This window comes from Cedecea sp. VD22 (assembly GCF_037150195.1).
Taxonomy (GTDB): domain Bacteria; phylum Pseudomonadota; class Gammaproteobacteria; order Enterobacterales; family Enterobacteriaceae; genus Cedecea.
In genome coordinates this window covers 892,121-912,679 of the sequence record NZ_JBBCPX010000001.1, presented here as the reverse complement: position 1 = coordinate 912,679, position 20,559 = coordinate 892,121, and the positions used below count along the sequence as shown (strand labels likewise).

Sequence of the window (20,559 nt, the reverse complement as noted above, 5' to 3'; positions counted from 1 at the left end):
TGACCTGACGATAAAATCAGCAGCATTGCCGATCATTTGTTCGAAATAACCTTTCGCGACGAATCATCACAATTTCTTATAAAAATAAGAATAAAAACGCTCGCATAGCCTGGTTTTATCGGGTAGTCTCGGGAAAGTTTGCTCTACGGCTGATCTATTTGTGCTGTGAATAAAAGTGTGCGATGTTCCACATTTTTGTGCATGAATAATTGTCTCGTGGCTTTTAGGTAATTAGTCTCGTCACGTTGGTATTTTTGTATAACGAATTATTCGTTAAGGACATCAAGGGAAAACAAACAAAATGGTCAAATCTCAGCCTATTTTGAGATACATCTTGCGGGCGATACCCGCGATTGCGGTGGCAGTTATGCTTTCCGCCTGTAGTTCGACTAACACAGCAAATATGCATTCTGAGACGCATGCAGTCGGTGAAAAAGATGGTTTTTTACTGCAAGCCTCTCAGGATGAATTCGAAGAGATGGTTCGTAATGTTGACGTGAAGTCACGCATTATGGAGCAATACGCGAGCTGGAAAGGTGTACGCTACCGTCTTGGCGGCAGCAGCAGAGCTGGTATTGATTGTTCTGCCTTCGTGCAGCGCACTTTCCAGGAACAGTTTGGTTTAACCCTGCCTCGCTCAACGTCTGAGCAGCAGGAGTCCGGTAAATCTGTCTCGCGTAACAAGTTACGCACCGGTGATTTAGTGCTGTTCCGTGCAGGCTCAACTGGCCGTCACGTAGGCATCTACATTGGCAATAACCAATTTGTACATGCTTCCACCAGCAGCGGCGTTGTGATCTCCAGCATGGACGAGCCTTACTGGAAGAAGCGTTACAACGAAGCGCGCCGGGTGCTAAGCCGCAGCTAACGCCGCCACAAGATATGTTTTGTTGAGAGTTATTCCCTTGGCTACTCAGCAAAGCCACCAACGTTAAAAACGCTGCCAATGCAGCGTTTTTTTATGCCTAAAATTCAGACGGTTACTCTTTCCTCTTAAAATTGAAAGATGAAATAGTTACCCTGTGAAACAAGTTAAACAATTTCCTGGTTATGGGTTATAGTCAGAAAAAAGCACAAAACAAACGATGATTCGCTTACCCCTGCGGGACTCATAATTCCATGTCTTATAGAAACATTTTTTCACGCTACTTTAGCACCCCAAAGCAGATAGTCGCGTTTAGCCTGCTAATGGGATTATTTGCCGCATTATTTATCGGTGGGCTAACCAGCCTGGCGCTCCATTCAAAGCGTGAGTCCGCCTATAACCTCCTCTCTCGCGACATCAGTAACTACCTGGATACCTTTTTTAAAGAACTTCACGCCACCGCCGAGGGTATCCAGCCTTTAACCATGAACGAGTGTGAAAGGGTCAGCGGCGAACTGACTTCTCGTGCGGCTTTTAATCCTAACGTACGAGCCTTTTTGCTGGTGCGTAACGGCATTGCCTACTGTTCTTCCGCCACCGGCAACATGGAAATGTCGATGGATGCGCTGGAACCCGAGATCAATATCAATAAAACCGTCGACCTGGCGATTATGAACGGCACGCCAATGATGCCGGGCAAGCCGGTGATTGCCGCCTGGTTTCTTAACCCGCAGGCCTCGGGGCGCGGCGTTTTTACCACCCTAAACGTCAATCTTACGCCCTACCTGGTTTTCACCTCCCGTCAGCAGGACATCAGCTCCATGGCCCTGGTGGTGGGCAACAAGGCGCTCACATCCTATTCACCGGACGTGATAAATACCGATGAGCTTCCCCCCTCGCCCACCAGAATCTCAGTCCTTAATGGTTACCCGATTAAACTCTACATTTATGGTACCCCGTGGCCGCTGGAGGATATTCAACTGGCCATTCTGGCCGGGCTATTATCCGGCCTGCTGAGCACTGCGCTGTGCGGTTACTTTCTGTCGGTCAAAGTACGGGCGGGGAAAGAAATTCTTACCGGCATTAAGCGGGGGCAGTTTTTTGTTGTTTACCAGCCCGTTGTCGACTCACAGGCTCTGCAGATGCGTGGCATAGAGGTGCTGATGCGCTGGGAGCACCCAACGGCGGGTATGATCCCCCCGGATGCGTTTATCGGCTTTGCCGAAGCTCAGCAGTTGATTGTGCCACTCACGCGCCATTTGTTTGAATTGATTGCCCGGGACGCGCCCACGCTGCAAAAAGTTCTGCCCGCCGGGGCCAAGCTCGGCGTGAACCTCGCCCCAAGCCACCTTCACTCCCCGACGTTTAAGCAGGACATTCAGGCCTTCGCCGCGTCACTGCCGCCGCACCATTTTCAGTTAGTGTTTGAGATAACCGAACGCGACATGCTGAAAGAAAAAGAGGCGATGGGCATTTTCGCCTGGCTGCACGAACAGGGATTTGAAATTGCGGTGGATGACTTCGGCACTGGCCACAGCGCCCTGATTTACCTCGAGCGTTTTACGCTGGATTATCTGAAAATTGACCGCGGCTTCGTCAACTCTATCGGTATGGAAACGGTGACCGCGCCGGTGCTGGACGCCGTGCTGACGCTGGCTCAGCGCCTGAATATGAACACGGTAGCGGAAGGGGTAGAAACGCCGGAGCAGGCGAAATGGCTTATCGAACGCGGCTGTAACTTCCTGCAGGGGTATTACTTCAGCCGCCCTCTGACCTTAAGCCAGCTTGTCAGTTGGAATCCTTCCCACTCGCTTTATGACGAATTGAAAGACTGACAGGCATTGCGCAATCTTCACTGGCTAACTTATGATTAACCATCATGGGTTTACCGGGCGCGGCAGCGTGACGCCTGCGCTTTCCCACCCACCGGGCAAGGAATGAAGATGACAAAAGCTGTACGTGCACTGATGCTGCTTTGCCTGAGCACCTTTTCCCTTACGCCACGCGCCGCAGAGATAAACGAAAGCTACTCTTTTGCCGTCCTGGGCGAACCTAAATATGCCGTCAACTTCACGCAGTTCGATTACGTCAATCCCGCAGCCCCCAAGGGCGGCAATATCACGCTCTCGGCCATTGGCACTTTTGATAACTTCAACCGCTTTGCCATGCGGGGTAATCCGGGCGTTCGCACCGACACGCTGTATGACACCCTGTTCACCACTTCCGATGACGAACCCGGCAGCTATTATCCTTTGATTGCCGAGATGGCCCGCTACCCGTCCAACTTTGCCTGGGCGGAAGTGTCCATTAACCCGCGCGCCCGCTTTCAGGACGGCAGTCCGATTACCGCCGAGGATGTCGCCTTCACCTTCAATAAATTCATGACGGAAGGCGTGCCGCAGTTCCGCCTGATTTACAAAGGGGCAACGGTACGCGCCATTGCGCCGCTCACCGTGCGTATTGAGCTTGCCACACCAAGCAAAGACCGGATGCTGGGCCTGTTTTCGCTCCCGGTGTTCCCGGAGAAGTTCTGGAAGGATCATAAGCTGAGCGACCCGCTCTCTGCCCCACCGCTTTCCAGCGGGCCCTATAAAATCACCGACTGGAAAATGGGGCAATACATTACCTATACGCGAGTGCGGGATTACTGGGCGGCAAACCTGCCGGTAAACCGCGGGCGCTGGAACTTTAATACCATCCGCTACGACTATTATCTCGATGATGACGTGGCTTTTGAGGCGTTCAAGGCCGGGGCATTTGATTATCGCACTGAAGTCTCAGCCAAAAACTGGGCCACGCGCTACATCGGGAAAAACTTCAGCAACCATTACATCGTCAAAGACGAGCAGAAAAACGAATCCGCCCAGGACACCCGCTGGCTGGCGTTTAACATCCAGCGCCCCCTTTTCAGCGACCGCCGGGTAAGGGAAGCCATCGGCCTGGCCTTTGATTTCGAATGGATGAACAAGGCGCTGTTTTATGGCGCATACAGCCGGGCCAACAGCTATTTCCAGAATACGGAATACGCCGCTCGCGGTTACCCGGACGCCGACGAACTGATGCTGCTGGCGCCGATGAAAAAGGATCTCCCGCCGGAGGTCTTCACCTCAATCTATAACCCGCCGAAATCAGACGGACGCGGGTTTGACCGCGAAAATCTGCTCAAGGCGCTCAGCCTGCTTAAAGACGCGGGCTGGGCGTTAAAAGACCAGAAGCTGGTGAATGTCAGCACCGGCCAGCCGTTTGTGTTCGAACTGCTGACCGGCACGGCCGGCAACACGCAATGGATCCTCCCCTTCCAGCGCAATTTGCAGCGCCTGGGCATCACCATGAATATCCGCCAGGTCGATAACTCGCAGCTTTCAAGCCGCCTGCGCAGCCGCGACTACGACATGATGCCAAGTTTATACCGCGCAATGCCTTACCCAAGCCCGGATTTGCAAATTATCTGGGCCTCGGAGTACATCAATTCCAGCTATAACGCGCCAGGGGTACAAAGCCCGGTGGTCGACAAGCTCATTGAGATGATTATCGCCAACCAGGGCGACAAGAAAAAACTGCTGCCGCTGGGCCGTGCCCTTGACCGCGTGCTGACCTGGAACAACTACATGCTGCCGATGTGGTATATGTCGGCCGACCGCCTGGCCTGGTGGAATAAGTTCTCCCGCCCCGCCATTCATCCGCTCTACAGCACCGGATTTGATAACTGGTGGTATGACGTCAACAAAGCGGCGAAGCTGCCCGCCGACCGGCGTCAGGGGGAATAACGTGGGCGCTTATATTCTGCGGCGTTTGCTGCTTATCATTCCCACGCTGTGGGCAATCATCACCATCAACTTTTTCATCGTGCAGATTGCCCCTGGTGGGCCGGTGGATCAGGCCATTGCCGCAATACAAATGGGCCACACAACCGGCATGCCGGGCATGAGCAACGACGCTATGGGCAGCGGTCATGCCCGAACGGGCGTGGGTGACGCCACCAGCAGCCAGTATCGTGGGGGCCGCGGCCTTGACCCGGAAGTCATTGCCGATATTGTGCATCGCTACGGGTTCGACAAACCGCTACACGAGCGCTATTTCACTATGCTCGGCGACTACTTGCGTTTCGACTTTGGCAACAGCCTGTTCCGTAGCTCCTCGGTGATTAAGCTGATAAAAGACAGCCTCCCCGTTTCCATTTCCATCGGACTGTGGAGCACGCTGATTATTTATCTGGTGTCGATTCCGCTGGGGATCCGTAAGGCGGTCAGCAACGGGAGCAGCTTTGATATCTGGAGCAGCATTTTCATTATTATCGGCTACGCCATTCCGGCATTTTTGTTTGCCATCCTGCTGATTGTGCTGTTTGCCGGCGGGACTTATCTCGACTGGTTCCCGCTGCGAGGACTAACGTCGGCCAATTTTGACGCCCTGCCCTGGTACAGCAAAATCACTGACTATCTGTGGCACATCACGCTGCCGGTGCTGGCGACGGTTATCGGCGGCTTTGCCACGTTAACCATGCTGACGAAAAACTCCTTTCTCGATGAAATTCGCAAGCAATACGTGGTGACGGCGCGAGCCAAAGGGCTGGATGAGAAAAAAATTCTGTATCGCCACGTCTTTCGTAACGCGATGCTGCTGGTGATTGCCGGTTTCCCGGCGACGTTTATCAGCATGTTCTTCACCGGCTCGCTGCTGATTGAGGTGATGTTCTCCCTTAACGGGCTGGGCCTGTTGGGCTACGAAGCCACAATTTCCCGCGACTACCCGGTAATTTTCGGCACCCTTTATATTTTTAGTCTGATTGGCCTGCTGACCAACATCATCAGCGATGTCACCTACACGCTGGTCGACCCCCGTATCGATTTTGAGGGACGCGGATGAGCCGATTAAGCCCGGTAAACCAGGCGCGCTGGGCGCGCTTTCGTCAGAACCGTCGCGGCTACTGGTCGCTGTGGATCTTTGCGCTGATTTTTGTCCTGAGCATGGGCGCAGAGCTGGTCGCCAATGAGCGCCCGCTGGTGGTGAACTACGAGGGCAAACTCTGGTTCCCGGCGCTGAAGAACTACAGCGAAAGTGATTTTGGCGGCCCGCTCTCAACCCCTGCGGACTACCAGGATCCCTGGCTAACGGAACGCCTGAATGAAAAAGGCTGGGTCCTCTGGGCGCCGATCCGTTTTAGTAGCAACACCATCAACTACGCCAGCAATGTCCCTTTTCCTTCGCCGCCCAGCGCACAAAACTGGCTTGGGACCGACGCCAACGGCAGCGATGTGCTGGCGAGGATCCTCTACGGCACGCGCATTTCCGTGCTCTTCGGCCTGTTACTGACCTTTTTCTCCAGCATCATTGGCGTGCTGGCCGGGGCGGTACAGGGCTACTACGGCGGACGCATTGATCTGTGGGGACAACGGTTGATTGAAGTCTGGTCCGGCATGCCGACGCTGTTTTTGATCATCATGCTCTCCAGCGTGGTACAGCCCAATTTTTGGTGGCTGCTGGGTATCACCGTTTTGTTTGGCTGGATGGGACTGGTGGGCGTTGTGCGGGCGGAGTTTTTGCGCACCCGCAACTTCGACTATATTCGCGCGGCGCGGGCGATGGGCGTCAGCGACTGGTCAATCATGACCCGGCATATGCTGCCCAACGCCATGGTGGCTACCCTGACCTTCCTGCCGTTCATTCTGTGTGCGTCGATAACGACATTGACCTCGCTCGATTTCCTCGGTTTTGGTCTGCCGCTGGGGTCGCCCTCTTTGGGGGAATTGGTGCTTCAGGGCAAAAATAATCTTCAGGCACCGTGGCTGGGCATCTCCGCGTTCTTATCTCTGGCCATTTTACTCTCCCTGTTAATTTTTATTGGCGAAGCGGTTCGTGACGCCTTTGATCCGGCTAAGGCGCGCTGACCATGACCACTCCGCTTCTCGCTATCAACGATCTTTCTATTGCTTTCCAGCAGGGCAAAAACCTGCGGCAGGTGGTGGACTCGGTTTCGCTTCGGGTGGAAGCGGGTGAAACCCTTGCGCTGGTCGGCGAGTCTGGCTCAGGCAAGAGCGTGACGGCGCTTTCAGTGCTGCGCCTGCTGCCGTCTCCGCCGGTGGTTTATCCCTCCGGGGAAATTTTGTTTCACGGCAAAGACCTGCTAAACGCACCGGAAAAGACGCTGCGTGGCGTGCGCGGCAACAAAATCGCAATGATATTTCAGGAACCGATGGTGTCGCTCAATCCTTTGCACACCCTCGAAAAACAGCTGTATGAAGTGCTCTCTCTCCACCGGGGAATGCGGCCTGAACCTGCTCGCGCGGAGATCCTCACCTGCCTCGATCGCGTGGGCATTCGCAACCCTGCGACCCGGCTCCAGGACTACCCTCACCTGTTGTCCGGCGGCGAACGCCAGCGCGTAATGATTGCGATGGCGCTGCTGACTCGCCCTGAATTGCTGATTGCCGATGAGCCGACGACGGCGCTGGATGTTTCGGTTCAGGCGCAGATCCTGCAGCTGCTGCAAGAGCTGAAGCAGGAACTGAATATGGGCCTGCTGTTTATCACCCACAACCTGGGTATCGTGAAAAAGCTGGCGGACAACGTGGCGGTGATGCGTCACGGCAAATGCGTGGAGCAACAGCCCACCACCGATCTGTTCAGTCATCCACAGCATCCCTATACCCAACAGCTGCTGAACGCTGAACCGTCCGGCGACCCGGTGCCGCTGGCAGCAGACGTTATTCCCCTGCTCAAAGTTGAGGATCTGCAGGTTGCGTTTCCCATTCGCCGGGGCCTGCTGAAAAGAACGGTGGGACACCACTACGGGCTTAAAAATCTTAGCTTTGAACTGCGGCCAGGAGAAAGCCTAGGGCTGGTTGGGGAATCAGGATCGGGCAAAAGCACCACCGGCCTGGCGCTGCTGCGATTGATTCATTCCACGGGCACTATTTGGTTTGACGGCCAGCCGCTCCACCAGCTCAACCGTAAGCAGCTGCTGCCGCTGCGCCGCCAGGTGCAGGTGGTGTTCCAGGATCCTAATTCGGCACTGAATCCACGCCTGGATGTGCTGCAAATTGTAGAGGAAGGCCTGCGGGTGCATCATCCGGCGTTAAACGCCGCAGAACGTAAGGCCAAAGTGGTTCAGGCGCTGGAAGAGGTCGGGCTACAGGCGGATATGCTCCACCGCTACCCGGCTGAGTTTTCCGGTGGCCAGCGCCAGCGCATCGCTATCGCCAGAGCGTTGATTTTGCAGCCGCGGCTTATCGTGTTGGATGAACCGACCTCTTCGCTCGATCGCTCGGTTCAGGCTCAGATTCTGACGCTGCTAAAATCTCTGCAGGAAAAACACCGCCTGGCTTATATCTTCATCAGCCATGATTTACAGGTAGTGAAAGCACTTTGCCATCAGATGGTGGTACTGCGTCAGGGAGAAGTGGTCGAACAGGGAGACTGCAGGCAGATCTTTAGCGCCCCACAAAGCGACTACACGCGTCAGCTTCTGGCGCTCGCCTGAGATTCAGAAAGGGTTATGGCTGGAAAAAGATTCAGCGATAGCAACGCCCACGTTTTTCAGGCGACAGGTTGCCGCCAGCTCGTCCTGCAGGTTAACGAACAGGCACGGCTCGCCTTCACACTCCACGACGGAGCTGTCCACTTCAATATCGCTTAATGCCTGGCTGAGCGTATCCATGATTGGCCACGCTTTTTCCCCGTCCGGGCTAAGCAGCTTCAGGCCAATCAGGCAATCGTCATCCTGTTGCGCATTTTGCGGAATCGGTTCAACTCTGGAGCCTGCAAAACCCGTCAACCAGCGGTAGCTCTGCGGCAAACGATGCACGATGGACAGTTGTATGGTGTTCAATTTCATTTCCCCGGAAGTTCCAATCGGCAATTTATCTCAAACTCTTTACACAAAGGTTAACACAATGTTGATAAATTGCGTTTAAACGAGCATTAAAACGGCTCACATCTCATGTAGAGATTTCAAAACTAACGCTTTATTTTTGTGCTATGGCACGCGTTTCGGCGCTATATGTATCGCTTTCTGAGATCTAACTCAACCTTTTTAACTACAAAGTTGTGACTTTTTACAGTTGAGCCTTTTACATATGCGAAACATATATCCTATATCAACAGAGATTATACGGGAATTTTCGGGAAGAGTACGGGCGTTTCTGAACAGAAACGCCCGCAGTTTTCAGGCTTTCGAGTGGCGGGCTTTGCTGGCGTAGAAGTAGAACAGCACGGAGGCCGTCGCACAAATAGCAATAGACCAGATCATCGGCCACGCGGTGTTAAAGGTGGCCACCGAGAGCAGCGCCCCGGTTAACGCGCCAATGCCAAAGCGGAATGTTCCGGCCAGCGAAGACGCCGTGCCGGCCATATGCGGGAATTCATCCAGAATGACCGCCATCGCATTGGATGACACCAGCGACACGCAGCTGATAAACACCGCCACGCCAAGCACCATCGCCCAGAAGCCAAAATCCAGCTGGCTGCTGACCACCAGCCATACCGCCATAGCAAACTGAATGCATAGCCCGGTACGGAACATGTTGATCGCCCCAACCCGACGCACAAAGCGGCTGTTGATCATGGTCATGAAGAACAGAAACACAACGTTCAGCGCAAAGTAGTAGCCAAAGTGCTGCGGTGATACATGGTTTAATTCGATGTAGACGAACGGCCCGGCGCTGAGGAACGAGAACATCCCGGCAAAGCTGAAGCCGCTGGCCAGCATATAGCTCAGCACCCGCTTATGGCGGAAAAGCGTGGCGAAATTGCCCGCCGTGGTGCGCAGATTAAACTTCTGCCGCATTTCTGGGGCGAGCGTTTCGTGAATAAAGAAGAAAATCATCGCCGATGCAAGCAGCGCGGCGGCAGCCAGAATCCAGAAGATCGTGTGCCAGCTATACCACACCAGCACTGCGCCCCCGATCATTGGCGCTACCAGCGGCGCAATGGTGGTAATCAACATCACGAAGGACATCATCCGGGAGAACTCTTCCTTCGGATAGATATCGCGCATCAGGGCGTTGATCACCACGCTCGCCGCCGCGGCCGCTAGGCCGTGCAGAAAACGCATCCAAATTAGCTGATCGATAGTCTGTGAAAGCGCACAAGCAATTGCCGCCAGCGCGAACACCAGCGTGCCGCCCAGCACCACCGGCTTGCGCCCAAGGCTATCGGCCATCGGCCCGTAGAAGATCTGCCCGATGGCAAAACCCAAAATATAGGTACTGAGGGTCATTTGTGCGCTGCCCGCCGGGACATTAAAGCCCTGGGCTATCATCGGCAGCGCCGGTAAATACATATCAATGGACAGCGGCATCAGCATCGCCAGCAGGCCAAGGATTACGATAATACCGACAGAAGAGTTCTGTTTACGGCTCAAAAGTGACTCCGGTGATTAGGGCATGCCGACGCTGGCAATTTCCTGTTCGGTTAACGGACGGTACTCCCCCGGCGCCAGTTCAGCATCCAGGGCGATGTCGCCAATCCGCTCACGGTGCAGGCCAACCACATGATTGCCCACGGCGGCAAACATGCGTTTTACCTGATGGTAACGGCCTTCGCTGATGGTCAGACGCACTTCCGTCGGCGTAATCACTTCCAGCACGGCAGGTTTGGTGAGGTCTTTCTCATTATGCAGTTGAACGCCTTTGGCGAAGTGTTCCGCCGTGCCTTCTTCAACCGGTGATTCCAGCGTCACCAGATAGGTTTTCTCGCAGTGATGGCGTGGAGAGGTAATGCGGTGTGACCACTGGCCGTCGTCCGTCATCAGTACCAGGCCGGTGGTGTCAATATCCAGACGACCTGCAGCATGTAACTTGTGCGCCACCGGCTCGTCGAGGAAGTAAAGCACCGTTGGGTGATCGGGATCGTCGGTAGAACAGACGTACCCCTGCGGCTTGTTCAGCATGAAGTAGCGAGGGCCGTGCTGCTGGGTCAGTGAATTACCGTCAAACGCGACCTGATGTTCCGGCAGCAGTTTAAAAGAGGCGTCGCGCACAACTTCACCGTCAATGGTGACGCGGTTAGCACGGATTTCACGGCCAGAAATAGCACGGCTGATGCCGAGCTGCTGAGAGATAAATTTGTCGAGTCGCATTAGTGTATTGCCTGTTTCATGAAGGTGCCGACAAGTGAGCGTGCGGCAGGGGCTGGAGCCCACATTCAGGTGGAAATTGGTTTGCCTGATAATTAGTTTGCCAGTATAGCGACATCAAAAACTCTCTCAAGGTAAAACGGTGCTTTATGGCATAATCGTTGCAGTCATTTGATAACAAGGTTGAAAAACCGCCCGGCCATGTCTTTTACTCTTCGTCCTTACCAGCAAGAAGCGGTGGATGCCACCCTCAGCTACTTCCGCAAGCACCCTGAACCTGCCGTCATCGTGTTGCCCACCGGTGCGGGCAAAAGCCTGGTGATTGCGGAGCTTGCAAAAGTGGCGCGCGGGCGCGTGCTGGTGCTGGCTCATGTGAAAGAGCTTGTGGCGCAAAACCATGCGAAGTATGTCTCTCTCGGGCTGGAGGCAGATATTTTCGCCGCTGGCCTGCAGCGCAAGGAAAGCCAGGGCAAAGTCGTGTTCGGCAGCGTTCAGTCCGTGGCCCGCAACCTCGAGCATTTCCACGGTGAGTTTTCCCTGCTGATTGTCGATGAGTGCCACCGCATCGGCGACAGTGACGAAAGCCAGTATCAGCAAATTCTGGCGCATCTGCGCGGCAACAATCCCCGGCTGCGGCTATTGGGGCTGACCGCCACGCCCTTCCGCCTCGGCAAAGGCTGGATTTATCAGTTTCATTACCACGGCATGGTTCGCGGCGATGAAAAGGCGCTGTTTCGCGACTGCATTTACGAGCTCCCGCTGCGCTATATGATTAAGCATGGTTACCTGACGCCGCCGGAACGGCTGGATATGCCGGTGGTGCAGTACGATTTTAGCCGTCTGCAGGCGCAGTCCAACGGGCTGTTCAGCGAGGCGGATCTGAACCGCGAGCTGAAACAACAAAAACGCATCACGCCGCATATCATTAGCCAGATCGTTGAATTTGCCGCAGACCGACGCGGCGTGATGATCTTTGCCGCCACGGTAGAGCACGCGAAAGAGATAACCGCCCTCTTGCCTGCAAACGATGCAGCCCTGATCACAGCCGACACGCCAGGCCCTGCCCGCGACACGCTCATCGACGCTTTTAAAAATCAGCAGTTCCGCTTTTTGGTGAACGTGGCGGTACTGACCACCGGCTTTGACGCGCCGCACGTGGATCTGATAGCCATTCTGCGCCCTACCGAGTCCGTGAGCCTTTACCAACAAATTGTTGGTCGCGGCCTGCGTCTCTCTCCGGGGAAAAAAGACTGTTTGATTCTCGACTATGCCGGAAACCCACACGATTTATTCACACCGGAAGTGGGCCACGCCAAAGGGAGGAGCGACAACGTGCCGGTGCAGGTTTTTTGCCCTGCCTGCGGGTTTGCCAATACCTTCTGGGGAAAAACCACCGCTGATGGCAAGGTGATTGAACACTTTGGCCGCCGCTGTCAGGGCTGGTTTGAAGACGATGACGGCCTGCGCGAGCAGTGCGATTACCGCTTCCGCTTCAAAAACTGCCCAAACTGCAATGCTGAAAACGATATCGCCGCCCGCCGCTGCCATCAGTGTGACCACGTCCTGGTCGACCCGGACGATATGCTTAAAGCGGCGCTGAAGCTGAAAGATGCCCTGGTGCTGCGCTGCAGCGGCATGACGCTTCAGTCCGGCGGAGACGCTAAAGGCGATTGGCTTAAAATCACCTATTACGACGAAGATGGCGCAGACGTCAGCGAGCGCTTCCGTCTCCAGACGCCGGCCCAGCGCATGGCGTTCGAACAGTTGTTTATCCGCCCGCACTCGCGCGCGCCCGGCGTGCCGTTACGCTGGATCACCGTCGCGGATGTTGTGGCTCAGCAGCCGCTGCTACGCCATCCAGATTTTGTGGTAGCCCGTAAAAATGGCCAGTTCTGGAACGTCCGTGAAAAGGTTTTTGACTACCAGGGGCGCTTCCGCCGGGCCAACGAATTACGCGGTTAACGGGTACTTTTCATTGCCGGCAGAGCCGGATACGGCTATAATGCCGCCCGCTTTTGCATCCGCAAAGCAGAAAACTTTACCTGCTGCTGGGTCGCCTGTAGCAGGCTTATTTAAAGAGAAACAGTCAATGTTTACTATCAATGCAGTAGAACGTAAAGAGCATGGCAAGGGTGCGAGCCGCCGCCTGCGTGCAGCAAACAAATTCCCAGCTATCGTTTACGGTGGCGCGGAAGCTCCTGTATCCATCGAACTGGATCACGACGCCGTAATGAACCAGCAGGCTAAACCTGGTTTCTACGAAGAAGTTCTGACCCTGTCTATCGACGGTAAAGAAGTAAAAGTGAAAGTTCAGGCTGTGCAGCGTCACCCGTTCAAGCCAAAACTGACTCACATCGACTTCGTTCGCGCTTAATCGCGAGTTAAGTTCGAAAAAAACCCCGCTTCGGCGGGGTTTTTTGTTATATAAGCATTTCCGACGCCACGCCTGGCCAAAAGAGACAAATTCCATGGTTGAAAAAATCCCTGCGGGTGCATCGCGGGTACCCGCCGTAGAGAAGGATATCCAGGCTATCAGGACGATACAAAGCTACCACGCCCATATCTATTTCGAGACGCCTGAACAAAGGCTGATTGCGGAACGGATTCGGGCAGAGATTGCGCTGCGTTTTTCAGTCCTGCTGGGGCGCTGGCACGATGTGCCCGTTGGCCCTCATGCGCTGCCAATGTATCAGGTTGCTTTTATGCCGGAGGCGTTTGCTCGATTTGCGCCGTGGTTGATGCTGAACCGCTGCGGGTTAACCGTACTGCTGCATCCCAACACCGGGCAACCCAGGGCCGATCATACCGATCACGCCGTCTGGATGGGGCAAAAGCTGGAGATCCGCCATTTGCAGCAACTGCCTGAAAACGAAGGACCGGAGCCAGACTACATCCCGAATACTGCCCCGACGGTGTCGCCTTAAGCATCAGCAGGATGATACGGCCCGGCTAAAAACAGGCGGGCCGTGTTGACAGGTTATTTACCAGAGGAACGGCGTTGAAGCTGATCGCGCAGATTCGGCGGCGTCCCCTTAATAGTTAGGGTGTCGGTTGCCGGATCCCAGAAAATACGCTCCCCCAGCAGCATGGCATCGAAGTTAATCGTCAGCCCGCCGCCGCTGCCAGCGTATTTGGTCAGCTGCCGCAGCGTGCCGCGATCCGCCGGGAAGCTCTCTTCCAGCTCATAGCCTTTTTCGGCGGTGAACTGCTGGAAGTTTTTGTCGTCAACCGCCCACGGCAGCTCATCCGCCAGCGAAGAAAGTTCAATCTCTTCCCCCGCCTGAAGCTGTTCGTTGCAGTAAGCGTAAACCTGCTGGCGCGCGGCCTGGCGTTCGTTTTTGTCCAGTTGAGCTTCGTTCGTGAAGTCGTCCAGCGCCTGCAGCAGACCTTTGTTCTGCGCTTTGGCGTTCAACCCTTCGCTGGCGCCCAGGAAATCCATAAAGAAATCGGCCACTTTGCGCCCCACTCTGCCCTTCAGGAAGGTCAGGTAGCGGGTAGATTCCGGGTTGGTTTCCCACTCGGTCAAATCAATACGCGCCACGATATCCGCATGGTTGATATCGAGATAGTGAGTCGCGCTGATATCCAGCTCTTCGTTAACGCGCATGCTGCTCAGATTGTTCAACACCGCCACCAGCAGATATTCGACCGCCAAATATCGATAATGGCAGAACAGCACGATACCGCCGTCGGCAAACGGGTATTTTGCCAGCTCATCGCGAAGACGACCGGTCGCCGCACGGGTAAAGGCAAGAAAATCCTCATCGCCATTTCGCTGCAGGCGCAGCGCTTCGGCCAGTTCGCTCTCTTCGCTGAACAGGCCGTAAGCTTTATTTTTAGCGCTATATACGCGATGCAGTTCCGCCATCATCTCTTCGACGGCACCGTCAGTTGCCAGCAGCGAGTCGCGCAGCACGACGTCCAGCGTCTGCTCATCGCGCTTAATCAATTGATGCAGGGCAATCTGGTTGATATCCAGACTCATGTTAAACTCTCCTTTAAGACCGGGCGGTATTCAACCACTGCCGCTCCCGGGACGCAAGTCGTGATAAAAAAGCGGAAAAATCGTCCCTGCTACGGTAAGATAATGCCCTTTCCCGAATACGAATGATTTTTAATTTATGCCACAAACATCCCGCTACAGTGACGAACAAGTTGAAGCGATGCTGACCGAACTGGCAGCCGTGCTGGAAAAACACCACGCGCCTACCGATCTTTCCCTGATGGTATTGGGAAATATGGTCACCAATCTGATAAACACCGACGTGGCGTCCGCTCAGCGTCGTCCTTTGGCTCGCTCCTTTGCTGAGGCGCTTCAAGCTTCGGTGAGCGAAGATAAAGCCCACTAAGGAACTATCGTAACAAGTTATGGTGACTAACCGTCAGCGCTACCGCGAAAAAGTTTCCCAAATGGTCAGTTGGGGGCACTGGTTCGCCCTGTTTAATATCCTGCTGGCCATGCTGCTGGGTAGCCGCTATCTGTTTATCGCCGACTGGCCAACGACGCTGACGGGGCGAATTTATTCGTACGTGAGCGTTGTTGGGCACTTCAGTTTTTTGGTGTTTGCCGCCTATTTACTGCTTATCTTTCCGCTGACGTTTATCGTCATGTCGCAGCGCCTGCTGCGCTTTATTAGCGCGGCCCTGGCCACTGCGGGCATGACGTTACTGCTGATAGACAGCGAAGTTTTCACGCGTTTCCACCTCCACCTGAATCCCACCGTCTGGGAACTGGTGATTAACCCTGACCAGGGGGAGATGGCCCGTGACTGGCAGCTGATGTTTATCAGCGTGCCGGTGATTTTGCTTATTGAGATGCTGTTTGCGACATGGAGCTGGCAAAAACTGCGCAGCCTCGGGCGTCGTCGGCAATACGCGCGTCCTTTAGTGATTCTGTTCTTTATTTCTTTCTTTAGTAGCCACCTGATGTACATCTGGGCGGATGCTAACTTCTATCGCCCGATTACCATGCAGCGGGCTAATCTGCCGCTCTCATACCCAATGACCGCCCGTCGTTTCCTTGAAAAACACGGCCTGCTGGATGCCAAGGAATACCAGCGCAGGCTGGTGGAGCAAGGTAGCCCGGCAGCGCTGTCGGTCCAGTATCCGCTGAGTAATCTGCAATTTCGCGATATGGGTCTTGGTAACAATGTGCTGCTGATTACCGTTGACGGGCTGAATGCCGCAAACATGAGCAAAGATATGCCGGCGTTGAAGGCATTTGCCCACGATAATATCCGCTTTACTCAGCACATGAGTTCCGGGAATAACACCGATAGCGGCATGTTCGGCCTGTTCTACGGTATCTCCCCGGCTTATATGGACGGTGTGCTGTCAAACCGCACCCCTGCCGCACTGATTACGGGTTTAAATCAGCAGGGCTACCAGCTTGGCCTGTTTGCATCCGACGGCTTTAACTCGGCGATGTACCGCCAGGCCCTGCTGTCTGATTTCTCGTTGCGCCCGGCCAAAAACCAGACCGACGGCCAGACGGCAACACAGTGGATCAGTTGGCTTAACCAGTATGCTTCCGAGGACAATCGCTGGTTCTCCTGGGTCGCCTTTAACGGCACCAGCATCGACGATAACGGAAATCAACAGGGCTTTGAGCAGCGCTATTCCCGCGCAGCCGGTAATGTTGATGAGCAAATTAAACGCGTACTGGATGCGCTGGAAGCGGCAGGCAAGCTGCAAAACACGGTGGTTATCATTACCGCAGGCCACGGGATTCCGCTCGGCGACCAGCGTGACTCTTTCGCCTGGTCACGTGCGCGGATTCAGGTGCCGCTGGTGATTCACTGGCCGGGCACACCTGCGCAGACCATCACCAAACTCACCGATCATCAGGACGTGATGACCACCCTGATGCAGCGTCTGCTGCACGTTAAAACGGCAGCCAATGAGTACTCTCAGGGGGAGGATTTATTTGCCGCGACGCGCCGTAACAATTGGGTGATTGGTGCCGACAATCAAACCCTGGCCGTGACAACGCCCGAGATGACGCTGGTGCTGAATAACAACGGCAACTATCGGATGTACGATCTGCAGGGCAAACGGATCAATGAAACCAAGCCGCAGCTTGATTTGCTGCTGCAGGTGCTGACTGACGAGAAGCGCTTCATCGCCAACTAATTGTTTATTTATAAGACAGTTAGCTGCGTATTCCCTTGCAATCAACGCGGAAAAATGTACTATGATTCTTCTGCGTCGGCACGTAGCGCAGCCTGGTAGCGCACCGTCATGGGGTGTCGGGGGTCGGAGGTTCAAATCCTCTCGTGCCGACCAAATAAACATTGAAAACCAGCCTCTTACGGCTGGTTTTTTTGTGCCTGGATTTTGCCTGAACAGCCAAAAGAAAAGCCGCCTGAACTGGCGGCTTTGTGCGGTGTTTTACACTTACAACAGGAACAGCGTAGCCAGCCCCAGGAAGATAAAGAATCCGCCGGTATCGGTAATCGCGGTGATCATCACACTTGAGCCGACGGCAGGATCTTTGCCCAGTTTGGTCATCGTCATTGGAATCACGACGCCCATCAGCGCCGCGACCAGAAGATTCAGGATCATCGCCAGCGTCATCACGCCGCCCATCGCCGCGTCGTTGTACAACAGCCAGGTAATGCCCCCCATCACGCCTCCCCAGACCAGCCCGTTGATCAACGCGACGCCAAGCTCACGCAGCATCAGGAAGGAGATGTTACCCGCCTGAATATGCTGCAACGCCAGCGCACGCACAATCATGGTGATCGTCTGGTTACCTGTGTTACCACCGATGCCCGCCACGATCGGCATCAGCGATGCCAGAGCCACTAGTTGCGAAATGGTATGTTCAAATAATCCAATCACGCGTGAGGCCACAAACGCCGTACAAAGGTTAATGGCAAGCCAGGCCCAGCGGGTGCGCACGGCTTTGCTGACGGGTGCAAAAACATCCTCTTCGGTGCTCAGGCCGCCCATGCGGCGCAGGTCGTTGTCGGTTTCCTCGTACACCACGTCAACAATCTCATCCACCGTTAAGCGCCCCATCAGCTTGCCGGTACTGTCAACCACTGCGGCGCTGATCAAGTCATCGCGTTCAAAGGTACGCGCGGCCTGCTCGTCATGATCTTCCGGCGCGAAGCAGGTGGGGTTGTCGTCCATCACCTTCAGCACCGGCGTTTGCGGCGAATGCAGTAGAATCGCGGTGAGGTCCAGCTCACCCAACAGCGTTTTGTCCCGGCTGGTGACAAACAGTTTGTCGGTGTTCTGCGGTACTTTGCCGCGAATACGAAGATAGCGCTGCACAACGGCAAGCGTGACATCTGGACGCACGGTGATCACTTCAAAATCCATGATTGCGCCAACGCTGTGCTTGTCATAATGCAGGATCTGGCGAACTTGCGTGCGCTCATTCTGCGGCAGCGTGGCCAGCAAACGCCCGACCAGATCGCGAGGAAGGTACTGCGCCAGATAGATCTGATCGTCGATATCCAGCGGGCGCAGCGCATTAAGCAGCGCTTTATCGCTCATATCTTCAATCAGGTCATCCCAGACCGTCTCTGAAGCCTCAACCAGCACGCTACCGCGTCGGTCTTCGGTGACGAGGCTCCATAGCGCTAAGCGCTCTTCCGTTGGCAAGGCTTCCAGGACATCGGCGAGATCCGGCGCGGGCAATCGCCCAACCAGCGTCACTATCTCGGCGATATCCTGCTCGGCGCTCTGTGTTTCAGCGAAAGGTTCTTTGGCCAGAATACCGCTGGCGACGGCTTTGTTGGTCAACAGAATCTGCAGAATACGCGCCCTGTCCTGGTCACGCTCTTTGGTGCTGTACTTCTGAATGGCGGTCATAAAATAATTCCCTGGAAACGACGAGTTAGTTTATAGCCTGACGGGATGAAGAAAACAAAAAACCAGCCTTAATTGGCTGGTTTTTTTACTTTGTTTAGGTGGCGCTGACTCAATGACCCGTTCTTGCCACGGCATCGCGTGAAGCTTGTGCCCGCTCGTCGCCGGTCAGCTCGCTGAGTTGGCCCTGGCGCATTTCCAGAAGCCGGTCAGCGTGAATAAAGTAGTGATCGTCATGGCTGATGGCAAAGACCGTTTTCCCCATTTGCTGCATTAACGGCAGCAATACCTGGTAGAATTCACGCCGGAAATGAGGATCCTGGTCTGCGGCCCATTCGTCGAGCAGGATGATATCTCGCTCTTCCGCTATCGCCAGCAGCAGCGCCACGCGCTTGCGCTGCCCTTTCGAAAGCTTGAGGTTGAGAATGGTACCGTTGTCCAGCTCTAGCTTACTGCTCATTTTCAGCCGCTCGAGCCAGCTGTTTACCAGCTCAGAATTAGCCGGTTTACCCTGTGCCCCCAGAAGGCGGTCAAACAGCCAAACGTCGGTGAATACCGCTGAGAATAGCCGACGGTAGTCATCCTGCGTCCGGGCCTCAACGCGCTGGCCATCAAGATAAATCGCCCCGCTGACCGGCTGATAAAGTCCTGTCAGCAACATCGCCAGGGTCGATTTTCCGCTGCCGTTACCGCCAATCAGAAACAGCAGTTCCCCGCGCTTGATAGTGAGGTTCAGCGGGCCAACGCTAAAGCTATTATCCCCGTATTGAAACACTACATCGCGCATTTCAATCTGCTGCCAGTTCCCGGCGGCCTTCGAACGGGGGAACGCAGCATCGTACGGGGCGAGCTGGAACTTATTCAGCTTATTGAAGGCAACCTGGGCGCTCAGCAGCGTCGGTAACGCCCCGACGGCGGAAAGGAGTGGCGTACGCAAAAATAGCAACGTTAAAGAAAAGGTTGCCGCTACGTTGGTGTCGGACCAGCCCAGGCTATTAGCCATATAAAACACCAGCCCAATCGCACCCAGCATCATAATGTTGGACCAGTTCACGGCGCTAAGGTGGTAGGTATCTGCGCGGATAATATTGTTTCGATAATCGGCAGCGTGAGGCGTGTAGGTGTCTTCGTACATCCGCTCCGCACGTTCGCGGTTCAGGGCCAGTTCCTTACGCCCTTCGATAACGGTTTGATAATCGTGATAAAGCTGGTCTTCAATTTCACGAAGCTGGGCCATGTGTTTGTATACCCGCGCCACCAGCAGATAACCGCCCACAATGGTGATAACCAGCCATACGGTGGTCACGCCCAGCATTTTAGGTGACAGCCAGGCAAGGTAAGCTGCGGAACCGATAGCCAGAATAATGCCTTGTACCAGTTCCGGCAGGCGAACAAAGGCAATCGTAATGTTGCGCACGTCGCTGGTTAGCCCCGCCAACAGCGCAGCACTGCCCAACTGCTCGACGCGCTCTACGTCGGTGTCCATCAGGCGCTTGATAAACTCGCTACGCAGACGAAAAACAAAATGGTGTCCAAGGGTGGTTAACGCCAGCTGCGAACCCAGCGTCACGGCCATCAGCAACAAGAGTAATCCCATGAACTCTGGCAGAACCGCGAAGGTAAGATCGGGTGTCTCAATCAGACGCTGGTTAATGAACGCAATCAAGCCAATGCCCAGCGCCGCACTGGCCAGGCTTAACGCCATGACCATTACAAAAGGCCAGCGATACTGGCGATAAACCACACGAAGTAGCTCCATAATTCCCTACCGGCAAAATAAAACAGCGAGCAGTTTAAA

At 54.7% G+C, this 20,559-nt stretch carries 17 protein-coding genes and 1 tRNA gene; 12 read left to right on the top strand and 6 right to left on the bottom strand.

The window, feature by feature from the left end; all coding sequences use genetic code 11:
- Positions 1-301 precede the first annotated feature (301 nt).
- The 6 genes from mepS to yejF all read left to right on the top strand — a co-directional run bounded on the left by mepS (position 302) and on the right by yejF (position 8,345).
- A complete protein-coding gene (gene mepS / locus WFK85_RS04340; RefSeq protein ID WP_039295455.1) occupies positions 302-868 on the top strand; it encodes a bifunctional murein DD-endopeptidase/murein LD-carboxypeptidase in 567 nt (188 codons plus the stop codon).
- 251 nt (positions 869-1,119) lie between these two features.
- Positions 1,120-2,700: a cyclic di-GMP phosphodiesterase gene (locus WFK85_RS04335; protein WP_336706957.1), complete on the top strand. Its 1,581-nt coding sequence runs from the start codon at positions 1,120-1,122 to the stop codon at positions 2,698-2,700.
- Between the two features lie 132 nt (positions 2,701-2,832).
- Complete coding sequence (locus WFK85_RS04330; RefSeq protein WP_442892229.1) at positions 2,833-4,632, top strand: extracellular solute-binding protein; 1,800 nt, start codon at positions 2,833-2,835, stop codon at positions 4,630-4,632.
- Between the two features lies 1 nt (position 4,633).
- Complete coding sequence (locus WFK85_RS04325) at positions 4,634-5,731, top strand: microcin C ABC transporter permease YejB (protein ID WP_166872295.1); 1,098 nt, start codon at positions 4,634-4,636, stop codon at positions 5,729-5,731.
- Positions 5,728-6,753 carry a microcin C ABC transporter permease gene (locus tag WFK85_RS04320; protein ID WP_166991018.1) on the top strand — a complete coding sequence of 342 codons (1,026 nt, stop codon included), beginning with the start codon at positions 5,728-5,730 and terminating at the stop codon, positions 6,751-6,753. The genes WFK85_RS04325 and WFK85_RS04320 overlap by 4 nt, the downstream gene beginning before the upstream one ends.
- A 2-nt stretch (positions 6,754-6,755) precedes the next feature.
- Positions 6,756-8,345 carry a microcin C ABC transporter ATP-binding protein YejF gene (gene yejF, locus WFK85_RS04315; protein ID WP_166991015.1) on the top strand — a complete coding sequence of 530 codons (1,590 nt, stop codon included), beginning with the start codon at positions 6,756-6,758 and terminating at the stop codon, positions 8,343-8,345.
- Positions 8,346-8,348: 3 nt separating this feature from the next.
- Here yejF and WFK85_RS04310 read toward each other — a convergent pair whose 3' ends face one another.
- The 3 genes from WFK85_RS04310 to rsuA all read right to left on the bottom strand — a co-directional run bounded on the left by WFK85_RS04310 (position 8,349) and on the right by rsuA (position 10,943).
- The gene (locus WFK85_RS04310) at positions 8,349-8,693 is read right to left on the bottom strand and encodes a YejG family protein (RefSeq protein WP_008459886.1); all 345 of its coding nucleotides are present in this window, start codon (positions 8,691-8,693) and stop codon (positions 8,349-8,351) included.
- A gap of 336 nt (positions 8,694-9,029) precedes the next feature.
- Positions 9,030-10,226: a Bcr/CflA family multidrug efflux MFS transporter gene (locus WFK85_RS04305; protein ID WP_166872287.1), complete on the bottom strand. Its 1,197-nt coding sequence runs from the start codon at positions 10,224-10,226 to the stop codon at positions 9,030-9,032.
- A 15-nt stretch (positions 10,227-10,241) separates the two neighbouring features.
- Positions 10,242-10,943 carry a 16S rRNA pseudouridine(516) synthase RsuA gene (gene rsuA, locus WFK85_RS04300; RefSeq protein ID WP_166872284.1) on the bottom strand — a complete coding sequence of 234 codons (702 nt, stop codon included), beginning with the start codon at positions 10,941-10,943 and terminating at the stop codon, positions 10,242-10,244.
- Positions 10,944-11,141: 198 nt separating this feature from the next.
- Between rsuA and WFK85_RS04295 the strand changes: the two genes are divergently transcribed.
- From WFK85_RS04295 to WFK85_RS04285, 3 genes are all read left to right on the top strand, one after another.
- Complete coding sequence (locus tag WFK85_RS04295; protein WP_336706952.1) at positions 11,142-12,902, top strand: DEAD/DEAH box helicase; 1,761 nt, start codon at positions 11,142-11,144, stop codon at positions 12,900-12,902.
- Positions 12,903-13,029: 127 nt separating this feature from the next.
- Complete coding sequence (gene rplY, locus WFK85_RS04290; RefSeq protein ID WP_008459879.1) at positions 13,030-13,314, top strand: 50S ribosomal protein L25; 285 nt, start codon at positions 13,030-13,032, stop codon at positions 13,312-13,314.
- A 94-nt stretch (positions 13,315-13,408) separates the two neighbouring features.
- A complete protein-coding gene (locus tag WFK85_RS04285; RefSeq protein ID WP_166991005.1) occupies positions 13,409-13,864 on the top strand; it encodes a DOPA 4,5-dioxygenase family protein in 456 nt (151 codons plus the stop codon).
- Between the two features lie 53 nt (positions 13,865-13,917).
- Here the strand turns inward: WFK85_RS04285 and yejK are convergent, their stop codons facing one another.
- Complete coding sequence (gene yejK, locus WFK85_RS04280) at positions 13,918-14,925, bottom strand: nucleoid-associated protein YejK (RefSeq protein WP_008459874.1); 1,008 nt, start codon at positions 14,923-14,925, stop codon at positions 13,918-13,920.
- Positions 14,926-15,061: 136 nt separating this feature from the next.
- On the opposite strand from yejK, the gene WFK85_RS04275 reads away from it, so the two are divergent.
- The 3 genes from WFK85_RS04275 to WFK85_RS04265 all read left to right on the top strand — a co-directional run bounded on the left by WFK85_RS04275 (position 15,062) and on the right by WFK85_RS04265 (position 17,225).
- Positions 15,062-15,289, top strand: a complete 228-nt coding sequence (locus tag WFK85_RS04275; RefSeq protein ID WP_008459871.1) for a YejL family protein — start codon at positions 15,062-15,064, stop codon at positions 15,287-15,289.
- A 19-nt stretch (positions 15,290-15,308) separates the two neighbouring features.
- Positions 15,309-17,072, top strand: coding sequence for an LPS biosynthesis-modulating metalloenzyme YejM (gene yejM, locus WFK85_RS04270; RefSeq protein WP_336706950.1), 1,764 nt, complete (start codon positions 15,309-15,311; stop codon positions 17,070-17,072).
- 76 nt (positions 17,073-17,148) lie between these two features.
- A tRNA-Pro gene (locus WFK85_RS04265) sits at positions 17,149-17,225 on the top strand.
- Positions 17,226-17,336: 111 nt separating this feature from the next.
- Here the strand turns inward: WFK85_RS04265 and mgtE are convergent.
- Entirely contained in the window at positions 17,337-18,764 is a 1,428-nt protein-coding gene (gene mgtE / locus WFK85_RS04260) for a magnesium transporter (RefSeq protein WP_166872271.1), read from the bottom strand.
- 109 nt (positions 18,765-18,873) lie between these two features.
- On the bottom strand, positions 18,874-20,520 hold the full coding sequence (locus WFK85_RS04255) for a multidrug ABC transporter permease/ATP-binding protein (protein ID WP_166991002.1): 1,647 nt from the start codon (positions 20,518-20,520) through the stop codon (positions 18,874-18,876).
- Positions 20,521-20,559: the final 39 nt, after the last annotated feature.